This is a genomic window from Devosia albogilva, assembly GCF_042685625.1.
GTDB classification, from domain to species: Bacteria; Pseudomonadota; Alphaproteobacteria; order Rhizobiales; family Devosiaceae; genus Devosia; species Devosia albogilva.
This window is the reverse complement of the sequence record NZ_JBHUNP010000001.1, coordinates 1,877,609-1,895,932: the sequence shown is the minus strand read 5'-3', so window position 1 is coordinate 1,895,932 and position 18,324 is coordinate 1,877,609. Positions and strand designations below refer to the sequence as shown.

Genomic DNA, 18,324 nt, shown 5'->3' with positions numbered 1-18,324 from the left:
ACCTCATGACCGACGCTCCTGCTCCCGTTCCGAATGAATACGGCGCCGACAGCATCAAGGTGCTGAAAGGCCTCGATGCAGTTCGCAAGCGGCCGGGCATGTATATCGGCGACACCGACGATGGCTCGGGCCTTCACCACATGGTCTACGAGGTGGTGGACAACGCCATCGACGAGGCACTGGCCGGCCACGCCGATCTGGTGACTGTCACCCTCAATGCCGATGGTTCGGTCACGGTGACCGACAATGGCCGCGGGATCCCGACCGGCATCCACAAGGAAGAAGGCGTGTCGGCGGCCGAGGTCATCATGACCCAGCTCCATGCCGGCGGTAAGTTCGACCAGAACTCCTACAAGGTCTCCGGCGGTCTGCACGGCGTCGGTGTGTCGGTGGTGAACGCCCTGTCCGTCTGGCTGCGCCTGCGCATCCGCCAGAACGGCAAGATCCACGAGATGACCTTCACCCATGGCGATGCCGACGGGCCGCTCGAGGTGGTGGGTGAGTATGAAGGCCGCTCGGGCACGGAAGTCACCTTCCTGCCGAGCCCGCAGACCTTCACCATGACCGACTTCGACTTCAAGACGCTGGAACACCGGCTGCGCGAACTCGCCTTCCTCAACTCCGGTGTGCGCATCGTCCTGTCCGACCGACGCCACCCGGAGCCGGTGGAAGTGGAGCTTCACTACGAGGGCGGGCTCGAGGCGTTCGTCAACTATCTCGACAAGGCCAAGCAGCCGGTGTTGGATCGGCCGATCACCATGACCGCCGAAAAGGACGGCATCACGGTGGAAGTGGCGCTGCAGTGGAATGACAGTTACCACGAGAACGTCTTCTGCTTCACCAACAACATCCCCCAGCGCGATGGCGGCACGCACCTTGCCGGCCTCCGCGCCGCGCTGACGCGCCAGGTCACCGGCTATGCCAACAGCTCCGGCATCGCCAAGAAGGAGAAGGTCGAACTTTCGGGCGACGACACCCGCGAGGGGCTGACCTGCGTCCTCTCGGTCAAGGTGCCGGATCCGAAATTCTCCTCGCAGACCAAGGACAAGCTGGTCTCCTCCGAAGTGCGTCCGGTGGTCGAGAACGTCGTCAACGACAAGCTCGGCCAGTGGTTCGAGGAGCACCCCAACGAGGCCAAGGTCATCGTCGGCAAGGTGGTGGAAGCCGCCGCGGCCCGCGAGGCCGCCCGCAAGGCGCGCGAACTCACCCGCCGCAAGGGCGCGCTCGAGATTTCCTCGCTCCCCGGCAAGCTCGCCGACTGCCAGGAGCGCGATCCGGCCAAGTCCGAAATCTTCATCGTCGAGGGTGACTCGGCGGGTGGCTCCGCCAAGCAGGGCCGCGACCGCTCCAATCAGGCGGTGCTGCCGCTGCGCGGCAAGATCCTCAATGTCGAGCGTGCGCGGTTCGATCGCATGATCTCGTCCGACCAGGTCGGCACGCTGATCACCGCGCTCGGCACCGGCATCGGCCGCGAGGAGTTCAACGCCGACAAGCTGCGCTACCACAAGATCATCATCATGACGGACGCCGACGTCGACGGCGCCCACATCCGCACGCTGCTTCTGACCTTCTTCTACCGGCAGACGCCGGAACTGCTGGAGCGCGGCCACATCTATATTGCGCAGCCGCCCCTCTACAAGGCGACGCGCGGCCGCTCGGAGCAGTACCTCAAGGATGAGGCGGCGCTCGACAAGTACCTGATGGAAGCCGGCCTCGAAGACGCGGTATTCAAGACAAGGGACGGCATCGAGCATGCCGGCCCGGACCTGCTGGCGATCACCCAGCAGGCCCGCGACATCGTTCATGCCGTCGACAACCTCAACACCCGCTACAACCGCAATCTGGTGGAACAGGCCGCGATCGTCGGCGGGCTCGACCCCGAGGCGATCGATGATCCAGCCCGGGTCGACGAGGTCCTGACCCGCGTGTCGAACCGGCTCGACCGCATTTCCGACGAACTCGAACGCGGCTGGACGGGCGAAGTCACCGATGACGGCGTGGTATTCTCGCGCACCGTGCGCGGCGTGACCGAGCGCCACATCCTCGATCAGGCCCTGCTGCAGAGCGCTGATGCGCGCAAGCTGCGCCAGTTGGCGGAACGGCTCGACGAACTCTATGGCGGGGTACCGACGCTGACCCGCAAGGGCGACACGCAGCCGATCTATGGCCCGGGTTCGCTGTTCAAGGCAGTGACCGATGCCGGCCGCAAAGGCGTGTCGCTGCAGCGCTACAAGGGGCTGGGCGAGATGAACGCCGAGCAGCTGTGGGAAACCACGCTCGATCCCAACGCCCGCACCCTGCTCCAGGTGCATATCGACGAGTCGAGCGAAGCCGACCAGATCTTCACGGCGCTGATGGGCGACCTGGTGGAGCCGCGCCGCGACTTCATCCAGGACAACGCGCTCAGCGTCAGCAATCTCGACGTCTAGCAGTGGTTCGCGCCGGAGCTAGTCCGGCGCGGATCCGTCCACACCAAGCTCGAGCACACAGTGGCCATCGCGGCGCAAGGCAGCTTCCACCGCTGCCGCTGTCGCGGGGATGCGGTGGTCACTGGTTGCCGTGGTGCCCAGCAGCCTCCATTCCCTGTCCTGAAGGCGCAATGGAATCGCCGCACTCGGCCCGTCCTGCAAGACGAGCATCTGCGCTTTGCCGGCGCGATCCTGCACCTCGGAAACGTACAGCTTTACTCGCATTCCCCCACTTTCCCCGGTGCAATACAGGCACAGGGCGGGAAATGTTGCAACAACCTGGAGCACTCCCGGCGCAGACAGGAACCGGCCGCGGATGCTATTGCTATGCTCCAGATCCCTGGAGTGAACCGGCATGAAAAAGATCGGCTCTTTGTCCTTTGGCCATTGGTCGCCTTCACCGCAATCCGGCACCCGCTCGGCCGCCGATGCGCTGCTGCAGTCGATCGACCTGGCTGTCGCGGCCGAGGAACTCGGGGCCGACGGCGCCTATTTCCGCGTGCACCATTTCGCCCGGCAACTGGCGTCGCCATTCCCGCTGCTGGCGGCGATCGGTGCCCGGACCAGGCGGATCGAGATCGGTACCGCCGTGATCGACATGCGCTACGAGAACCCGATGTACATGGCCGAGGATGCCGGAGCGGCGGACCTCATTGCCGGCGGGCGCCTCCAGCTCGGCATCAGCCGCGGCTCGCCCGAGCAGGTGATCGATGGCTGGCGCTATTTCGGCTATCAGCCGGGGGAGGGCCAGACCGATGCCGACATGGCCCGCCAGCACGCCGAAGTGTTCCTGGAAGTGCTGAAGGGGAAAGGCTTCGCCCAGCCCAACCCGCGGCCGATGTTCCCCAATCCGCCGGGCCTGCTGCGCCTCGAGCCGCATTCAGAGGGATTGCGCGAGCGCATCTGGTGGGGCGCTGCCAGTGATGCGACCGCCATCTGGGCGGCCCAGCTTGGCATGCACCTGCAGTCCTCGACTTTGAAGTTCGACGAATCCGGCAAGCCGTTCCACGTTCAGCAGGCCGAACAGATCCGCGCCTATCGCGCGGCTTGGAAGGAGGCCGGGCATACGCGTGAATCGCGGGCGTCGGTGAGCCGCTCGATCTTCGCGCTCGTCAACGATACCGACCGCCTCTATTTCGGTCGCGGCGGTCCGGAAGAGGATCAGTTCGGCTATATCGAGCCGGAAAAGCGCGCCGTATTCGGCCGCGGCTATACCGGCGAGCCGGACCAGTTGGTCCGCGACCTGGCCCAGGACGAAGCCATCGCCGAAGCCGACACGCTACTGCTCACGGTGCCGAACCAGCTCGGCGTCGACTACAACGCCCATGTGATCGAGAGCATTCTCACCCATGTGGCACCGGCCCTGGGCTGGCGGTGAGGCATGTTTCAGCGACAACTATCTCCGGGATAACGTCCTTCCTCGGACTCATGTGCGAGGGGTGAGATGATGAAGCGGTACCTCAGCGATAGCAGGGAAATCATCCGCCGCCTGGAGGCTGCTGGCTTTGAGCTTGTTTCAGTGCGAGGCTCACACCATAAATACCGTCATGAAGTGACTGGACGGGTGGTTATCCTTCCGCATCCGCGAAGGGACATCCCCTTGGGTACCGCCCGGTCCATCTACCGGCAGGCGGGTTGGACAACAGATGCCAGCAAGTGACACCCTTTTCATCGCCTTGATCCACAAGGAAGCCGATAGCGGATACGGGGTGTCTTTTCCCGATGTTCCGGGAGTCATCGCTGTGGCGGATACGCTGGACGAAGCCATCAAGGAGGCCGCGGGCGCGCTGAGTTTCGCGTTCGAGGATTGGGACGGTCCACTGCCGGTGCCCCGCAGCCTTGAGGCTTTGCGCCTGGACGACGAGTTCCTTGCCCATTCTGCCGAGGCCGTGGTCGCGGCTATTCGGCCATCACCCGCCTACTACGCAGCGGCGGAATGATCACGGCAGGCTAAACCCGCTAGTGTCACACCTGTTCGCCCGCCAGTACGCCTCGACCGGCGTGAAGCGGCCGGTGGCGTGTTGCTCGATGGCGGCGGCGAAGGCCATGGCGCGGCATTCGTCGGGGCCGGCGACCACATGCACCATTTCGTGCAGCACCGTCAGGGCGCGCAGCTCATCATTGCCATCGCTGAAGAAGCGGGGGCAGAAGACCAGCCGCACCACGCCATTCTCGGCTGGCAGCAGCGTATAGGCAGCGAACTGTCCGCACCGGTCGGCAGGGTCGCTGTCGGTGACCAGGGTGACACCCTCGCCCAGGCTCAGCGCCGCCCGATAGCGCTCGATCTCGACGCCATGGAGGTGCGCCGCCAAGTGTGGCCGCGCCCGTTGGAACAGGTCGATGGCGCGGTTGATCGCCTGCTCCGGCTCCCGGGCATCGACGGCGGTGGCAAGGGCGAGCAGGGCCAGGACGAGGAGGTAGCGCATGGCAGCGTGCTTAGGGTGGCCCGCACCAGACTGCAACCCGGCTGTGTCTGCTGCGACACAACTGCTGCACCATCGCAAAAACCCCACATAAACCAGCCACATTTCGCGCGGAGAAGCGGTGATGCAGACGCCGCGCGCGTGCCGCCCGACATGTGTCGAGCAGCATCGTTCGCGGCAAGTTCATGCCGATGCCGATTCCCACAGGGGCGCGAAACGGCTAAAGCAGTTGACCATCCCCGACTACAGGTTCGCTCGATGGATTTCCGTCTCTCCGCCGATGATCGCGTTGGTGCCCAGCCGGCCCGCAAGTCCGCCCGCCCACAGGCGCGCGGCAAGTCCGGGCAGCGCGTGGAGCCGACGCTGGGTCACTCGGTCGGCGTGTTCGTCGACGACGAGCGGACCGGCGGCACCCCTCCGGGCGGCAGGGGCGGCGGCAAGCCGCCCAAGGACAAGAAGCCTCGTCGCGGCCACGCGCAACCAGCACGGAACAAGCGCCGCAAGCGTTCCGGCGGCTTCCTCATGGGCCTGCTCTGGTGGGGGTTCGTCGCGTGCCTGTGGGGTGGACTCGCCGTTATCGGCATCATCGTCTACTACGGCGCGCAACTGCCCTCGTCCAACACCTGGGCCATTCCGGACCGGCCGCCGAATATCCGCATTCTTGCATCCGACGGCTCGCTGATCAGCAATCGCGGCCAGACCGGTGGCGAGGCGATCACCTATCGCGAACTGCCCTATTACGTGCCTGCGGCGATCATCGCGTCGGAAGACCGGCGTTTCATGAGCCATTTCGGCGTCGACCCGATCGGCCTCGTCTCGGTGGCCATCGAGTCGATCCAGGCGCGCGAGGTCACGCGCGGCGCCTCCACCATCACCCAGCAGGTGGCCAAGAACCTGTTCCTCACCCCGGACCAGACGCTGGGCCGCAAGGTGCAGGAAGCCATTCTCGCCATCTGGCTCGAGCAGAACTACACCAAGGAAGAGATCCTCGAGCTCTATATCAACCGCGTCTATTTCGGCGCCGGTGCCACCGGTATCGAGGCCGCGGCGCAGACCTATTTCGGCGTTTCCGCCCGCAATCTGTCGCTCGGGCAGGCAGCGATGCTGGCCGGCATTCTGCCGGCACCCTCGGCCTACAATCCCAAGTCCAATCCAGAAGCGGCCAAGGAGCGTCAGCGCCTGACGCTGAGCGCCATGGCGCGCGAGGGCTACATCACCCGCGAAGAAGCCGACGCTGCCCAGATCGACCCCGACCAGACGGTGCGCACGCGCGTTGCCGGTTCGGAGTCCTATGTGGCCGACTGGGTCGAGTCGCTGATGACCGCCTATATCGGCGAGATCGCCGACGACGTGGTGGTGGAAACCACCATCGACTACAAGATGCAGAAGGACGCCGAGTTCATCGTCAAGGAGATGGTGGCGTCCGAGGGCCCCAAACGCGGCTTTACCCAGGGTGCGCTGGTGGCGATGGATGTGGACGGCACCGTGCGCGCCATGGTCGGCGGCGTCGACTACCAGGCCAGCCAGTACAACCGCGCTGTCACCGCCAAGCGCCAGCCGGGCTCGACCTTCAAGCCGTTCGTCTACATGGCGGCGATGGAAAAGGGCTATACGCCAGATACCCTCGCCGAAGACGCGCAGTTCGAATACAATGGCTGGAGCCCGCGCAATGCCACCGGCAAGTACGCCGGCACGGTCACCTTGCGGCAGGGCCTCGCCTACTCTCTCAACACGATCGCCGGGCGCCTCGCCATCGACGTCACCCCTGAAAAGGTGATCGAGGTTGCGACCCGCATGGGTATTTCCTCGCCGCTGACGCCGGTGCCATCCATTGGCCTTGGCACGCAGGAAGTGAACCTGCTCGAACTGACCAGTGCCTACGCGCCCTTCGCCAATGGCGGCATGGGCGTGATCCCCAACGTGATCACCAAGATCACCAGCAAGGACGGCACCGTGCTTTACGAGGCTTCGGATGCCGGTCCGGGCCGGGTGGTCGATCCGACCGTGCTGGCGCAGATGAACGACATGCTGAAGACCGCAGTCGAGGTCGGCACCGGCCGCGGCGCTAATCTCGGCGGCTGGGACTTCGGCGGCAAGACCGGCACCTCCCAGGAGAGCCGCGACGCGCTATTCGTCGGCTATACCTCGGCCATGGTCACCGGCGTCTGGCTCGGCAATGACGACAACAAGTCCACCTCGCTGTCGGGCGGCAACGTGCCCGCCGCGATCTGGAGCGAGTTCATGACCAAGGCCCATGAAGGCAAGTCGCCGGCACCAATTCCCAGCAGTTCCTATGAGGGTCAGTTGGTGGCGCAGCCGGTCGTCGACCCGGTGACCGGCCAGCAGGCGATCGATCCCGCCACCGGCATGCCGCAGGTGCAGTTCGTCGATGCCGGCACCGGTGCGGTCGTGCAGACGATGACCGATCCGGCGACGGGACAGTTGATGCGCATGGATGCGGCGACCGGCCAGTTCGTACCGGCGACGACCCTTGGTCAGCCGGTGCAGCCGGTCCAGGGCGGCCAGATGGTCGACCCCGCCACCGGAATGGCCGCCGACCAGATGACCCAGGGCCAGCAGATCGACCCGGCCACCGGGCTCCCCGTGGTGCAGCAGCAGATCGACCCCGCAACGGGCCTGCCACTGATCCAGCAGCAGGTGGATCCGGCGACCGGCTGGCCGGTGGACCAGATGGCGCAGCCGCAGCAGGTCGACCCCGTCACCGGCTATCCGCTGCAGCAGCAGACGCAGACGGTGCCGATCGATCCGGAGACCGGTTTGCCGATGCAGTTGGTGGTCGATCCGGCGACGGGCGAGCAGGTGTGGGTGCCGAGTGCACCGGCGCAGATGTCGGCCCCGACCCAGTTCGCGCCGCAGCCGATCCAGCCGCCGCAGCCAATCCAGCAGCAGCAGCCGGTCTATCAGCAGGAAAACTCGCAGCGGACGCTGATGGACCTGATCTTCGGGGGCTGAGCGGCCTAGCTGCCGCCACCCGCCGCCATCAGGGTCGCGCCATGGGCTTTGAGCCAGGCGCGGCCCTTTTCGTATTCGGGCAGGGTTCGCTTCACCGTGGCCCAGAAGGCAGGCGAGTGGTTCATCTCAACCATATGCGCCACCTCATGGGCGGCGACATAGTCGAGCACGAAGGGCGGCGCCAGGATCAGCCGCCAGTTGTAGGTGATGGTGCCGGTGGAAGAGCATGAGCCCCAGCGGCTCCTCTGGTCGCGGAGGCGGACCACCTTCACGGAAACACCAAGCCGCGCCGCATGGAACGCAGTCCGCCGCTGCAGATCGTGGAGCGCTTGTTCGCGCAGCCAGTCGGTCAGGCGCCGCGCCTGGTGCTCGGGAGCGCCGGGCACCAAGATTGTCGCATCGTCAGCCTCGCCGACCTGCACTCGCCCCCTCACCTGCCCCGTGGCCACGATCCGGTGTGGTACGCCGCGGAGCGGCACCGTACCACCATCGGCAAAGGGCGCTGCTTGCGGGGTGCGCTTGATCCTCGCGGCAAGCCAGTGGCGCTGGCGCTCGAGAAAGGCCTCGGCTTCGCGCCAGCGTCCATGCGCGGGCAGGGTCAGGAGCGGTGGCCTGCCAGGCGGCAGCGACAGCCGATAGCTCCTCGCTCGCGCGCTCACCTTCACCGTTATCGCCACGCGCGCGCCATCGATGTCGATATGGGTGACATCGGGAATGGCTGGACGAGGCTTGAAGAACAGGTTCATGCACACCCGGACGAGAATCGGTGGCGCAGCATAGCGCAGCAGCGCTGTGCGCGGCCATCACGACCCGCTGACGGGCTTTGACCTGATCGCAGCGAGCGCCTATCTAGAAACCATGAGCGAGATACAAGACCTTCTGGCCGGTGATCCGAGCCTGTTGCTGGTGGATGACGACGCGGCCTTTCTGCAGCGGCTGGAGCGTGCCATGGCGCGCCGCGGTTTTGATGTGCGCAGTGCCGGATCCGTTGCTGCAGGCCTCGCTGCCGTTAACGAAAAGCCGCCAGCTTTTGCCGTGGTTGACCTCAGACTCGAGGACGGCAACGGCCTCGAAGTGGTCTCGGCGCTGCACCAGAAGCGCCCCGACGCCCGTGCCGTGGTGCTGACCGGCTATGGCAACATCGCCACCGCCGTCACCGCCGTAAAGCTCGGCGCCATCGACTATCTCAGCAAGCCGGCCGACGCCGACGACGTCATCAACGCCCTGCTCGCCACAGGTGAAGAAAAGCCGGAGCCGCCGGAGAACCCGATGTCGGCCGACCGCGTGCGCTGGGAGCACATCCAGCGCGTCTACGAGCTCTGCGACCGCAACGTCTCCGAAACGGCGCGCCGTCTCAACATGCACCGCCGCACGCTGCAGCGCATTCTCGCCAAGCGGGCGCCGCGCTAATCTTCCGCAGCCCGCAATCGCCCGGCCGTCGCCCAGGTGAGCAGCAGCAGCGGCAGCAGGGTCGCGAAGGCGAGCCGGACACCGAAGCCTTCGGCGACCGCCCCGATCAGCACCGGCGCGCCGAGATTGACGATTTGGAACACCAGCGTGGTGGCGGCGACGTTTTCCGCCGCTGGCCGATTGCCCAGCCGGGCTGCCGCTGACAGGGTCAGCGGGTAGAGCACGCAGATGCCCAGGCCGAGCAGCAGGAAGCCTGCTAGGGCCAGCATCGCGGTGGGTGCCAGCACCACCAGTAAAAGCCCGCCTATGGCCAGGGTGGCGAGCCCGCGGCCGACGCGGACCGGGCCCAACCGCTCGATCCAGCGATCGGCCACCAGCCGTCCCACCGCCATGGCGACCAGCAAGGCAGGTAGCGCCAGGGACTCGAGCCAAGCCGGGGCGTCGAACTCGTCGCGCAGGTAGATGATGGACCAAGCGCGAGCCGAGCCTTCGCTCAGGCCGGCGCCGAGCCCGAAGGCCACCAGACCCAATGTGGCCAGCGTCGGCCAGGCCAGCCGGCTGCCGGCTTCGCCGGTATGCGGCCGCGGGGGCATGGCCGGCATGGGCCTGACCACGAAGACCACGAGCGCAATCAGCATCGGCACGAGCGCCCAGAGGTGAACCGCCGGGGAAATGTGGAGGCCGCGCAGTGCCGCGCCGACCAGAGCGGTGAGGAGGAAGCCGACGCTCCAGGCGCCGTGGCAGGTGTTCATCACCCGCTCACCCGACGCCGCCTCTACCCGATCCGCCTCGACGTTCATCGCCACATTGCTGAGCGAGAAGCCGATGCCGTTGAGGGCAAGGATGATGAACAGGGCGATCGGGTGGAGCAGGATCGTGGCCAGTGCGGCGGTGATCGTCACCAGTGGCAGGAGCCACAGGATCACGCGGCGGGTGCCGAAGCGCTCAATGATGCGGCTCGAGAACAGGAACATCGACAACCCGCCGAGCGGCTGGCCGATCAGCACGAGACCGAGTTGGCCTTCGCTCAAGCCGATGGCGAGTTGAAGATCGGGGATGCGGGTGTGAATGGCGCCGGAGGCCAGCGCATGGGTGAAGAACAGGGCGATGATGCGCCAGTGGCGCGCGATGGGATGCATGAAGGGGGCCGTTATTTCGGTCCGGGGTCCATCAGCACATGCAGGCGGTCGGCGCCGAGGCGCGCCAGCTTCAGCATCAGTGCCTTGCGCCGGGCCGGCGCCAGCGGCGTCAGCGGGCTGTCGCGCAGCATGGCCCCATCGTGGCCGTCGGCGACGATCAGCCCTTCCGTGGTCGGGAAGATGTCCGGGTCCAGTTCAGGCGGTTTGGCGAAGAAGAACTTGTCGGAAAAGTCCCGGTACTCGTGCCATTTGCGGTCCACCTGGAAGTCGACAAGGCTCGACTTGATCTCGACGATCCAGATCTCGCCATTGGGGCCGACGCCGAGGACATCGGCGCGCCGGCCGCTCTTGAGGGTGACCTCGGCATAGCAAGACATGTCGTGGGTCTCGCGCAGGAGGCGCATGACGCCGCGCTGAACCCGCAGGGCCGTTGCCGACTGGCGACCATCGACGATGGGCCCGAGCTCAGCCATGGGGCGGCAGGGGCTCGGGCGTGCTGCCGATCGGCACCCGTGTCCGGGACGCCGGCAGGGCGAAGGTAGAGGCCCACAGGCCAGCGAGGAGCAGGGGCAGGCAAACGAGGTACGAGTTACGGATGCCCAGATGCTCGGCGACGAAACCGAGCATGGGCGGCGCGAGGAAGAACACCACGAAGCTGACCTGGCCGAGGGCCGCAACATTGACCGCGGACGGGCGGTCGGTGCGCTGCGCTGCAGCCGACACCGCCAGCGGATACACGGCGGAGCAGCCGATGCCCATCAGAGCAAATCCGGCGAGCGCCACCCAGGCCACCGGCGCCAGCCAGACCAGCACCACGCCGAGGCTGGCAAGCCCCAGCAGCACCACGGCGACACTGCGGGCGCCGAACCGGCTGACTACGGGATCGGCCGACAGGCGCATCGCCGCCATGAAGAAGGCGAACAGGGTCAGCCCCATGCCGCCGATGAACGGCTCAACATCGAAGACGTCGCGCATATAGATGGCGGACCAGTCGATGCCGGCACCCTCGACCAGGAACGCCGCGAAGCCGATCAGACAGAGCGGCAACAGGCCCCAATGCGGGAAGGCAATGCGGTGCTTGCCGTCGCCATGGGCGTTCGGCGGCACCGGGGCACTGCGCATGCCGGCGATGATGCTGCCGCCGATCACGCAGATGATCAGCGCCATCAACCCGAGATGAAGCCCGGCGGAAAGTCCGGACTGGCGGATGCTCGCCCCGGCAAGGGCCGTGACGAAGAAGCCGACGCTCCAGAAGCCATGGGCGGTATTCATGTAGCGCTTGCCGTACTGGGTCTCGAGCCGGTCGATCTGCACGTTGAGGTTGATCTCGAGCGCGCCCGAAAGCAGGCCCGTCACCAGCAGCACGGCGAACACGGCGACTGCAGAGTCCAGCCAAGGAACCGTGGCCAACAACAGGGCCGGCCCGAGCACCGTGAAGAAGGCGGTGGTGCGGGCGCCGAGCCGTTCGATGATCGGCGCTCCGAGCGTGAGCGAGATCAGCGAGCCGATCGACATGCCGATCATGGTGAGGCCGAGTTGCCCCTCGCTGACCCCGAGATGGGTCTGGATGTCAGGGAGGCGCGCCATCAGCGCCCCGGTCATCAGCGCGAAGAAGAAGAAGCAGGCATAGATTCGGTGCTGCGAGGCCAGTTTCATTCTGCCGGTACCTCCCGCATGGCCGCACGCGGCTTGAGCGCGTGGCTGGTGAGCAGGCTGAGGATCACCAGCGGCAGGCCGACGCCGAAGGTCCAGCGGATGCCGAAATGCTCGGCGACATAGCCGAGCAGTGGCGGGCCGACCAGGAAGGCAACGAACGAAATCTGCGCCAGCGCGGCAACGTTCACCGCAGCGGGACGGTCGGTGCGCTGCGCGGCGGCGGACATAGCGAGCGGGAACAGGGCGCTGGAGCCGACGCCGATCAGCGCCAGACCGACATAGGCCAAGGCGAAGCTGGGAGCGGCAAAAACCAGCACAACGCCCGCGCCGAGGATGACCAGCAGTGCGCGCGCCACAACGACAGGGCTGAAGCGCTCGACGAAGCCGTCGGCGAAGAAGCGGGCGACCGCCTGCGAACCCGCAACCAGCGCCACGGCAAAGCCGGCCCAGAAGGGTGCAGCGTCGAACTCGTCGCGCATGTAGATGGCGGACCAGTCGATGCCGGCGCCTTCCATCACCATGGCGGAGAGACAGACGCTGACCAGCATAAGGATAGCAAGTGTGGGCGCGGCAAAGCGGGGTGCAGCTTCGGTGCTGCCGCCGGCACGATGGGGCGCCGGCCGGTAGCGGCCGAGAACCAGCCAGGTAGCGGCGCCGACCACCGGCACCATCGCCAGAAGATGCATTTGTGGCGAGACGCCGGATTGGGCGATGAAGGCGCCGGCAAGGCCGGCGAAGAAGAATCCGAAGCTCCAGAAGGCGTGCGCCCGGCTCATGATCCGGCGGCCGATGGCGTGCTCGACGCGGTCGGCCTCGAGGTTGATGATGATCTCTATGCAGCCGATGGTGAGGCCCACCGGGATCAGCAGCAGGAACAAGGTCAGCGGATTGGGTGCCCAGACGGCGAGGGCGTAGAGTGCCGAAAGCAGCGGAATGCCGCCGACCAGAACGCGACGATAGCCGATGCGCTCAAGGATCGGTCCGGCAAAGGTCAGCGACAGGATGGTGCCGACGCCGGGGCCGATCAATGCGAGGCCGAGTGCGCCTTCGCCCACGCCCATCGCCTGCTGGATGGCCGGAATGCGCGGATACAGACTACCCATGCAGAATGAGTAGATGAAGAAGGCCGCAAAGACCCTGATCTGCGGCGGCAGATCGAGACCGATTTTCATGTCAGGCAGACTCTTGCGCAGTAGTGGCGGCAACCCTAGGGGGAGTCGCGGCAAAGGAATATATCGGTTCTGCAACGTTGTGCTGTCGGTTGCAACAGGCTGATCGTCTCAGGGTCGCGCCAACTCGCCTCGAAACAAGGGGCCGTGGGCCCGCATCAGCTCGGCGATGCGATCGGCGACGGTTCGAACAGCGGGGGTATGCCGTTCCTCATGGTGGGTCACCAGCCACTGATCCGTCTCGAGCTCGCCAATGACCGGCGCCACCCGCACCAGCCGCTCGTCGCCATCGCCGACGAAGCACGGGAACACGGACAGCCCAGCGCCATTGGCCACGAGTTCGCGCACGCTCATGGCATCATTGCCACGCACGGCGATGCGGTCGGCATGGCGGGCGTGCAGCCAGCGCGCCGAATGGGTCTGGCTGCCCTCGCCGGCAACGCCCACGAACAGCCCGGCCTTGATGCCGTTGATCAGTTCGCGGCCAGAGTAGAGCCCATAGGCGACCGTGCCGATCAGCCGGCCAGCGAGCCATTGTTCGGTGGGGCGCTGGTTGCGGATGCCGATATCGGCGTTGCGGCGGCCGATATCGACCTTGTGGTTTGCGGTGACCAGTTCGAGCCCGAAGCGGTCTTCGACGCGCCAGAGCTCGCCGATGTGGCGGGCCAGAAAGGCCGAGGTCCAGGGGCCGGCGGAGACCCGCACGACGCGCTCACCGATGGCGCCATCCTTCCAGCGCTTGAGCGACAGCATGGCCGCTTCGACGTCCTCGGCGCGTGCGAGGAGGTCTTCGCCGGCCTGGGTGAGGCGATAGCCGGTCTGGCTGCGGTGAAACAGCGCCTCCCCCACCTGCCGCTCGAGCGCGGTGACGCGCCGGCCCAGGGTGGCCGCGCTGAGGCCCGTCGTGCTGGTCGCGGCACTCAGGCCGCCGAGCCGCGCCACGTCGAGAAAGAGCCTGAGGTCATCCCAACTGAAGTCCATTTTTCAGTTCTGCAATGCTCCTTGCGATCCTGTCTATAGCGCTCGCTGCCTGTGTAGAGCAAATATGCTGCTGTCGCTGCCGACCACCGCAGCAGCCCTCAACTCATAGCGACAGAAACGAAAGGCGCCGCCCCGGCAGCGCCGATGGTGAGTCTTTGCCGCAGAAAGGAGCACCACAATGCACCCCTGGACCCGCAAATATCTGGATTGGCGGCAGCGTCGCATCGCCATCCGCAAACTGCATCAACTCGACGATCGCATGCTGACTGACATCGGCACGAGGCGCGACGCCATCGGCCGGTTCGTCGCCGGCTACAACGACTGCATTTGAGAAGAGCGACCATGAGCACACTGCGCAAACTCGGCCGCAGCGGCCTGTCGACCAAGGCCATTGGGCTCGGCTGCTGGGCCATAGGCGGTCCCTTCACCCTGGATGACCGTGCCGATGGCTGGGGGGATGTCGATGACGCCCAGTCTGTCCGGGCGATCGAGGCGGCGCTCGAACTGGGCGCCACCCTGTTCGACACCGCCGACGTCTACGGCACCGGACACAGCGAGCAGGTGCTCGGCACGGCACTCAAGGGCCGCCGCGGCCGGGTGCTGATCGCCACCAAGTTCGGCTATTGCTACGACGCGAAAGCACGCTCGGTAGCGGGGGTCGATGTGAGCCCAAGCTATATCGACCGGGCTTCGGCGGAATCGCTCCGCCGGCTCGGCACCGACCACATCGACCTCTACCAGATCCATGTCGGCGAGCTCGCCGATGATGCGGTGGATGCCGCCGGCGAAGCGCTGGAGCACCTTGCCGAGGCCGGACGCATCCGGTGGTGGGGCTGGAGCACCGACAATGCGAGCGCGGCGTCGCGAATGCTGAAGTTCCCGCACTTCGCCGCCGTGCAGCAGGAGCTGAACCTGTTCGTCGACGGGCCGCAGGTGCTGGAGCTTTGCGAGGCACACAACCTCGCCAGCCTCAATCGCTCGCCCCTCGCCATGGGCATGCTGACCGGCAAGTTCGGTGCGACCTCCCGCCTGGCGGAGACCGATGTTCGCGGCGCAGGACACGCCTGGGTGCGCTTCTTTGCCGGTGGCCGGCCGCGGCCGGAAACCCTGCAGCGGCTAGAGGCGGTGCGCGAGCTGCTGACCACCGGTGGGCGGACCGTGGCACAGGGTGCACTGGGCTGGTTGCTGGCCCGCTCTCCGGCGACAGTCCCCATTCCCGGCTTCAAGAGCGAGGCGCAGGTGCGCGAGAACCTCGGCGCCCTCGACTATGGCCCGCTGCCGCCGCAGGTGATGGGGGAGATCGACGCTATCCTCAACCAGGAGACCGAGAATGCTTGAAACCACGACGCTGGGGCCGCTGACCGTCTCGGCGCTGTCACTGGGCGCTATGCTGTTCGGCACCACCACGCCGGAGGACATGTCGCGCCGGCTGCTCGACCGCTATGTCGATGCCGGCGGCAACTTCATCGACACGGCCAACAACTATGCCTTCTGGCCCGAGAACGGCCGCGCCGGGATAAGCGAGGAACTGCTCGGCCGCTGGCTTAAGGATCGCGGCCGGCGAGACGACCTGGTGATTGCCACCAAGGTGGGGGCACTGCCCAACCGGGTCGGCGCGGGGCTGGAAAATATCCAGGGGCTCGGGCGCGAAGCCATCGTGACCTCGGTGGAGGACTCGCTGCGCCGGCTCGGAACCGACTACATTGATCTCTACTATGCTCATATCGATGATCGCACCACGCCGTTGGAGGAGACACTGGCGGCGTTCGATACGCTGGTGAAATCCGGCAAGGTGCGAGCCATCGGCTGCTCCAACACCAGCGTATGGCGGATCGAGCGGGCTCGCCAGCTCAGCCGGCAGCACGGCTGGGCCGAGTATGTCGCGCTGCAGCAGCACTTCAGCTACTTCCGCCCGCGGCCGGATTCAGACCTCAAGCGCAACGCCACGATGGGGCTGCGCGGAGGCTGGGGTACGGAAGGCGGACTGCGGGGTCAGCACCTCGATTATATCCGCTTCAACCCTGAATTCCGGGTGGTCGCCTATTCCCCGATGCTGCGGGGTGCTTATGCCAAGCCGGAGCGGCTGGAGCCGGCCTACCAGACCGAAGACAATCAGCGCAGGCGAGAGGTCCTCGATGCGGTGGCGGCGGAAACCGGCACGAGCGCCAACCAGGTGGTGCTGGCGTGGCTGTTGGGCTCGACACCGGCGATCATTCCGTTGGCAGCTGCCTCCACCGAAGCGCAGCTCGAGGAGAACCTTGCCGGGGCGATGTTGAAGTTGACCCCGGAGCAGATGCAGCGGCTCGACACCGCCGCCTGAACTGAACAGCGAAGGCCGCCCAACGTGTTGGGCGGCCTGGGTCTTCCGTCGGGAGGAAGCTCTCAGGAGGCGGCGAGGCAGACCGAGGTGGTACCGCGATTGCGGAAACCCAGCTGAGTTGCCGCCGCCTTGGAGAGATCGATGATGCGGCTGCCGTGGAAGGGGCCGCGATCGTTGATCCTGACCTGCACCTGATTGCCGGTGCGCTGGTCGGTCACGGTGACCTTGGTGCCGAACGGCAGGGAACGATGCGCCGCCGTCATGGCGTTCTCGTTGAAGACTTCGCCCGATGCGGCCCGCTTGCCATTGAAGCCGGGACCGTACCAGGAGGCGCCGCCGCACTGGGCGTAGGCTGCAGTGGGAAACACAAGGATCGCTGCAGCGATGGCGACGGCGGATACGGCTTTTCTGTTCACCCGTGGAACTCTCATTCGTTAACGATGAGAGTGTCGTAACGGGGGCCATGGGCCACAATGTGCCCACAAACCTTGGCTTTGGCCGCGGCAGGGGCAGTGTTGCAGCAGAGCCGCAGTGAATCGGCAGCCTCTTCTACATTGCTCCCCGGAGAGTTACCGGATCAGAGCAAAGCCGGCCGAGAATCTGGAGTTTTGCCAGATCATGTTTCTCCGCTGGGTAAGCAAAGCGGATTCACTTTGCTGGGTGTGGCGGTAGCGCCACGGTGGTCTGCTGATGTTCCGGTTCGGCAGGATTTCTGCAGGTTCCGAGGAAAAATGCATGCTTTTCGTGCCCGACGAGAGCGGAATGTGGCACGTTTCGGGCAGATTCCTGCAGATCCGGAACGGTTCCTTCTATTTTGCCGGCTGGCACCGTCCGGTCGGAGCCAGGGCAGCGATGGCGCGTGGGTCGCAGCCGGTGGAGAGGAAGGTCAGCCATTCGTTCTGACCACCATAGAACACGTTGCGATCCACCTCGCCGCGCACGCCGGGAACGACACCGGTCTGGGTGTACTGCCAGAAGGTCCAGGTGCGGTTGTGGTAGCGCTCATGCGGCTCGGCGGCGGTGGAGCGCAGCCAGAAGCTGTTGGGGAAGTATTCGCCGGCGAGGACGTCGCGGTGGAAGTTCATGTCGGTGTAGATGATCGGCAGCTTGCCGGTGTGGCGTTCCATCGCCTCGAGCATCACCCGGATCTTTTCGAGAGCGTCGGCGCGGCTGGGCTTGTTCTTGCAGCTCGAATGGTTGTTCCACTCGAGGTCGAGCACCGGCGGCAGGGCGCTGAAGTCCGCCGGCACGTTGGCGACGAACCAGGCCGCCTGTTCCGAGGCCAGTGAGCACCAGGTCATGAAGTGGTAGGCGCCGCGCGGCATGCCGGCATCGCGGGCGCGCTCCCAGTTCCGGCGGAAGTTGGGGTCGATATAGTCCTTGCCCTCGGTCGCCTTCATGAAGACGAAATGGATGCCGTGGCGGCGGGCGGTGTGGAAGTCGACATTCTCCTGGTAACGCGCAACATCGATGCCCTGGATCGGCATCGAGCGGGCGCGATCGACCCCGGCGTGGGGCCGGTTGTCGCCCGGAATGGCGCCATAGAGCCCGCCGGCGCTGGCGCAGGCTGCCAGCACGGCGGCGAGCGCAGCCGTCATCACGCCCTTGGTGACGGCGGCGAAGGAGAAAGCGGGTCGGCTCTGAACCATGGAAGAACGCACTCGCAGAAACTGAATGGCCTTTGATTCAACTGCCGGCAGTTAATGGGCGATTAGGGTTGAGGGGAGCCGCAACGGGCATGGTTAGCGCCAAGCTAATGTTCTCTCTCCGTTCTTGAGCAGGCTG

Annotated in this window: 19 protein-coding genes; 9 read left to right on the top strand and 10 right to left on the bottom strand. The window is 65.9% G+C overall.

What is annotated here, in order from left to right; all coding sequences use genetic code 11:
• Window positions 1–5 precede the first annotated feature (5 nt).
• Window positions 6–2,429 (top strand): DNA topoisomerase (ATP-hydrolyzing) subunit B, encoded by a 2,424-nt coding sequence (gyrB, locus tag ACFSX5_RS09670; protein WP_386833128.1) that lies wholly within the window; start codon window positions 6–8, stop codon window positions 2,427–2,429.
• An 18-nt stretch (window positions 2,430–2,447) separates the two neighbouring features.
• Here the strand turns inward: gyrB and ACFSX5_RS09665 are convergent, their stop codons facing one another.
• On the bottom strand, window positions 2,448–2,693 hold the full coding sequence (locus tag ACFSX5_RS09665) for a hypothetical protein (protein ID WP_386833126.1): 246 nt from the start codon (window positions 2,691–2,693) through the stop codon (window positions 2,448–2,450).
• Between the two features lie 130 nt (window positions 2,694–2,823).
• Between ACFSX5_RS09665 and ACFSX5_RS09660 the strand changes: the two genes are divergently transcribed.
• The 3 genes from ACFSX5_RS09660 (at window position 2,824) to ACFSX5_RS09650 (ending at window position 4,408) form a co-directional block, all read left to right on the top strand.
• Complete coding sequence (locus ACFSX5_RS09660; protein WP_386833125.1) at window positions 2,824–3,846, top strand: LLM class flavin-dependent oxidoreductase; 1,023 nt, start codon at window positions 2,824–2,826, stop codon at window positions 3,844–3,846.
• A gap of 66 nt (window positions 3,847–3,912) precedes the next feature.
• Complete coding sequence (locus ACFSX5_RS09655) at window positions 3,913–4,128, top strand: type II toxin-antitoxin system HicA family toxin (protein ID WP_386833124.1); 216 nt, start codon at window positions 3,913–3,915, stop codon at window positions 4,126–4,128.
• Entirely contained in the window at window positions 4,115–4,408 is a 294-nt protein-coding gene (locus ACFSX5_RS09650) for a type II toxin-antitoxin system HicB family antitoxin (protein ID WP_386833123.1), read from the top strand. Before ACFSX5_RS09655 ends, ACFSX5_RS09650 begins: the two co-directional genes overlap by 14 nt.
• Here the strand turns inward: ACFSX5_RS09650 and ACFSX5_RS09645 are convergent, their stop codons facing one another.
• Window positions 4,409–4,894, bottom strand: a complete 486-nt coding sequence (locus ACFSX5_RS09645) for a hypothetical protein (protein WP_386833122.1) — start codon at window positions 4,892–4,894, stop codon at window positions 4,409–4,411.
• 255 nt (window positions 4,895–5,149) lie between these two features.
• Between ACFSX5_RS09645 and ACFSX5_RS09640 the strand changes: the two genes are divergently transcribed.
• Entirely contained in the window at window positions 5,150–7,864 is a 2,715-nt protein-coding gene (locus tag ACFSX5_RS09640; RefSeq protein WP_386833121.1) for a PBP1A family penicillin-binding protein, read from the top strand.
• 5 nt (window positions 7,865–7,869) lie between these two features.
• On the opposite strand, the gene ACFSX5_RS09635 is transcribed toward ACFSX5_RS09640, so the two are convergent.
• Window positions 7,870–8,610 carry a M48 family metallopeptidase gene (locus ACFSX5_RS09635; protein WP_386833120.1) on the bottom strand — a complete coding sequence of 247 codons (741 nt, stop codon included), beginning with the start codon at window positions 8,608–8,610 and terminating at the stop codon, window positions 7,870–7,872.
• Window positions 8,611–8,722: 112 nt separating this feature from the next.
• On the opposite strand from ACFSX5_RS09635, the gene ACFSX5_RS09630 reads away from it, so the two are divergent.
• Window positions 8,723–9,274, top strand: coding sequence for an ActR/PrrA/RegA family redox response regulator transcription factor (locus ACFSX5_RS09630; protein WP_386835617.1), 552 nt, complete (start codon window positions 8,723–8,725; stop codon window positions 9,272–9,274).
• On the opposite strand, the gene ACFSX5_RS09625 is transcribed toward ACFSX5_RS09630, so the two are convergent.
• The 5 genes from ACFSX5_RS09625 to ACFSX5_RS09605 all read right to left on the bottom strand — a co-directional run bounded on the left by ACFSX5_RS09625 (window position 9,271) and on the right by ACFSX5_RS09605 (window position 14,219).
• Entirely contained in the window at window positions 9,271–10,413 is a 1,143-nt protein-coding gene (locus tag ACFSX5_RS09625; RefSeq protein ID WP_386833118.1) for an MFS transporter, read from the bottom strand. The two genes, ACFSX5_RS09630 and ACFSX5_RS09625, sit on opposite strands and share 4 nt — an antisense overlap.
• 11 nt (window positions 10,414–10,424) lie before the next feature.
• Window positions 10,425–10,886, bottom strand: coding sequence for an MmcB family DNA repair protein (locus tag ACFSX5_RS09620; protein ID WP_386833117.1), 462 nt, complete (start codon window positions 10,884–10,886; stop codon window positions 10,425–10,427).
• Complete coding sequence (locus ACFSX5_RS09615) at window positions 10,879–12,069, bottom strand: MFS transporter (RefSeq protein ID WP_386833116.1); 1,191 nt, start codon at window positions 12,067–12,069, stop codon at window positions 10,879–10,881. The genes ACFSX5_RS09620 and ACFSX5_RS09615 overlap by 8 nt, the downstream gene beginning before the upstream one ends.
• Window positions 12,066–13,241 (bottom strand): MFS transporter, encoded by a 1,176-nt coding sequence (locus tag ACFSX5_RS09610; protein WP_386833115.1) that lies wholly within the window; start codon window positions 13,239–13,241, stop codon window positions 12,066–12,068. Before ACFSX5_RS09610 ends, ACFSX5_RS09615 begins: the two co-directional genes overlap by 4 nt.
• Window positions 13,242–13,349: 108 nt before the next feature.
• Complete coding sequence (locus ACFSX5_RS09605; RefSeq protein ID WP_386833114.1) at window positions 13,350–14,219, bottom strand: LysR family transcriptional regulator; 870 nt, start codon at window positions 14,217–14,219, stop codon at window positions 13,350–13,352.
• Window positions 14,220–14,397: 178 nt separating this feature from the next.
• Here ACFSX5_RS09605 and ACFSX5_RS09600 point away from each other — a divergent pair, with 178 nt between their 5' ends.
• Genes ACFSX5_RS09600 through ACFSX5_RS09590 form a run of 3 tightly spaced genes read left to right on the top strand, consistent with a single transcriptional unit; the run spans window position 14,398 to window position 16,539 of the window.
• Window positions 14,398–14,550 carry a DUF1127 domain-containing protein gene (locus ACFSX5_RS09600; protein ID WP_386833113.1) on the top strand — a complete coding sequence of 51 codons (153 nt, stop codon included), beginning with the start codon at window positions 14,398–14,400 and terminating at the stop codon, window positions 14,548–14,550.
• Between the two features lie 11 nt (window positions 14,551–14,561).
• A complete protein-coding gene (locus ACFSX5_RS09595) occupies window positions 14,562–15,557 on the top strand; it encodes an aldo/keto reductase (protein ID WP_386833112.1) in 996 nt (331 codons plus the stop codon).
• Window positions 15,550–16,539 (top strand): aldo/keto reductase, encoded by a 990-nt coding sequence (locus ACFSX5_RS09590; protein WP_386833111.1) that lies wholly within the window; start codon window positions 15,550–15,552, stop codon window positions 16,537–16,539. The genes ACFSX5_RS09595 and ACFSX5_RS09590 overlap by 8 nt, the downstream gene beginning before the upstream one ends.
• A 62-nt stretch (window positions 16,540–16,601) precedes the next feature.
• On the opposite strand, the gene ACFSX5_RS09585 is transcribed toward ACFSX5_RS09590, so the two are convergent.
• Together ACFSX5_RS09585 and ACFSX5_RS09580 are read right to left on the bottom strand one after the other, a co-directional pair.
• On the bottom strand, window positions 16,602–16,970 hold the full coding sequence (locus ACFSX5_RS09585) for a septal ring lytic transglycosylase RlpA family protein (protein ID WP_449240231.1): 369 nt from the start codon (window positions 16,968–16,970) through the stop codon (window positions 16,602–16,604).
• Window positions 16,971–17,348: 378 nt separating this feature from the next.
• Window positions 17,349–18,188 (bottom strand): glycoside hydrolase family 25 protein, encoded by an 840-nt coding sequence (locus ACFSX5_RS09580; RefSeq protein ID WP_386833109.1) that lies wholly within the window; start codon window positions 18,186–18,188, stop codon window positions 17,349–17,351.
• Window positions 18,189–18,324: the final 136 nt, after the last annotated feature.

Coding starts and splice junctions, on each gene's coding strand:
- ACFSX5_RS09635 (WP_386833120.1), bottom strand. CDS start 8,610: ATGAACCTGTTCTTCAAGCCTCGTCCAGCCATTCCCGATGTCACCCAT.
- ACFSX5_RS09630 (WP_386835617.1), top strand. CDS start 8,723: ATGAGCGAGATACAAGACCTTCTGGCCGGTGATCCGAGCCTGTTGCTG.
- ACFSX5_RS09640 (WP_386833121.1), top strand. CDS start 5,150: ATGGATTTCCGTCTCTCCGCCGATGATCGCGTTGGTGCCCAGCCGGCC.
- ACFSX5_RS09580 (WP_386833109.1), bottom strand. CDS start 18,188: ATGGTTCAGAGCCGACCCGCTTTCTCCTTCGCCGCCGTCACCAAGGGC.
- ACFSX5_RS09615 (WP_386833116.1), bottom strand. CDS start 12,069: ATGAAACTGGCCTCGCAGCACCGAATCTATGCCTGCTTCTTCTTCTTC.
- ACFSX5_RS09660 (WP_386833125.1), top strand. CDS start 2,824: ATGAAAAAGATCGGCTCTTTGTCCTTTGGCCATTGGTCGCCTTCACCG.
- gyrB (WP_386833128.1), top strand. CDS start 6: ATGACCGACGCTCCTGCTCCCGTTCCGAATGAATACGGCGCCGACAGC.
- ACFSX5_RS09645 (WP_386833122.1), bottom strand. CDS start 4,894: ATGCGCTACCTCCTCGTCCTGGCCCTGCTCGCCCTTGCCACCGCCGTC.
- ACFSX5_RS09620 (WP_386833117.1), bottom strand. CDS start 10,886: ATGGCTGAGCTCGGGCCCATCGTCGATGGTCGCCAGTCGGCAACGGCC.
- ACFSX5_RS09600 (WP_386833113.1), top strand. CDS start 14,398: ATGCACCCCTGGACCCGCAAATATCTGGATTGGCGGCAGCGTCGCATC.
- ACFSX5_RS09585 (WP_449240231.1), bottom strand. CDS start 16,970: ATGAGAGTTCCACGGGTGAACAGAAAAGCCGTATCCGCCGTCGCCATC.
- ACFSX5_RS09655 (WP_386833124.1), top strand. CDS start 3,913: ATGATGAAGCGGTACCTCAGCGATAGCAGGGAAATCATCCGCCGCCTG.
- ACFSX5_RS09665 (WP_386833126.1), bottom strand. CDS start 2,693: ATGCGAGTAAAGCTGTACGTTTCCGAGGTGCAGGATCGCGCCGGCAAA.
- ACFSX5_RS09605 (WP_386833114.1), bottom strand. CDS start 14,219: ATGGACTTCAGTTGGGATGACCTCAGGCTCTTTCTCGACGTGGCGCGG.
- ACFSX5_RS09625 (WP_386833118.1), bottom strand. CDS start 10,413: ATGCATCCCATCGCGCGCCACTGGCGCATCATCGCCCTGTTCTTCACC.
- ACFSX5_RS09610 (WP_386833115.1), bottom strand. CDS start 13,241: ATGAAAATCGGTCTCGATCTGCCGCCGCAGATCAGGGTCTTTGCGGCC.
- ACFSX5_RS09650 (WP_386833123.1), top strand. CDS start 4,115: ATGCCAGCAAGTGACACCCTTTTCATCGCCTTGATCCACAAGGAAGCC.
- ACFSX5_RS09595 (WP_386833112.1), top strand. CDS start 14,562: ATGAGCACACTGCGCAAACTCGGCCGCAGCGGCCTGTCGACCAAGGCC.
- ACFSX5_RS09590 (WP_386833111.1), top strand. CDS start 15,550: ATGCTTGAAACCACGACGCTGGGGCCGCTGACCGTCTCGGCGCTGTCA.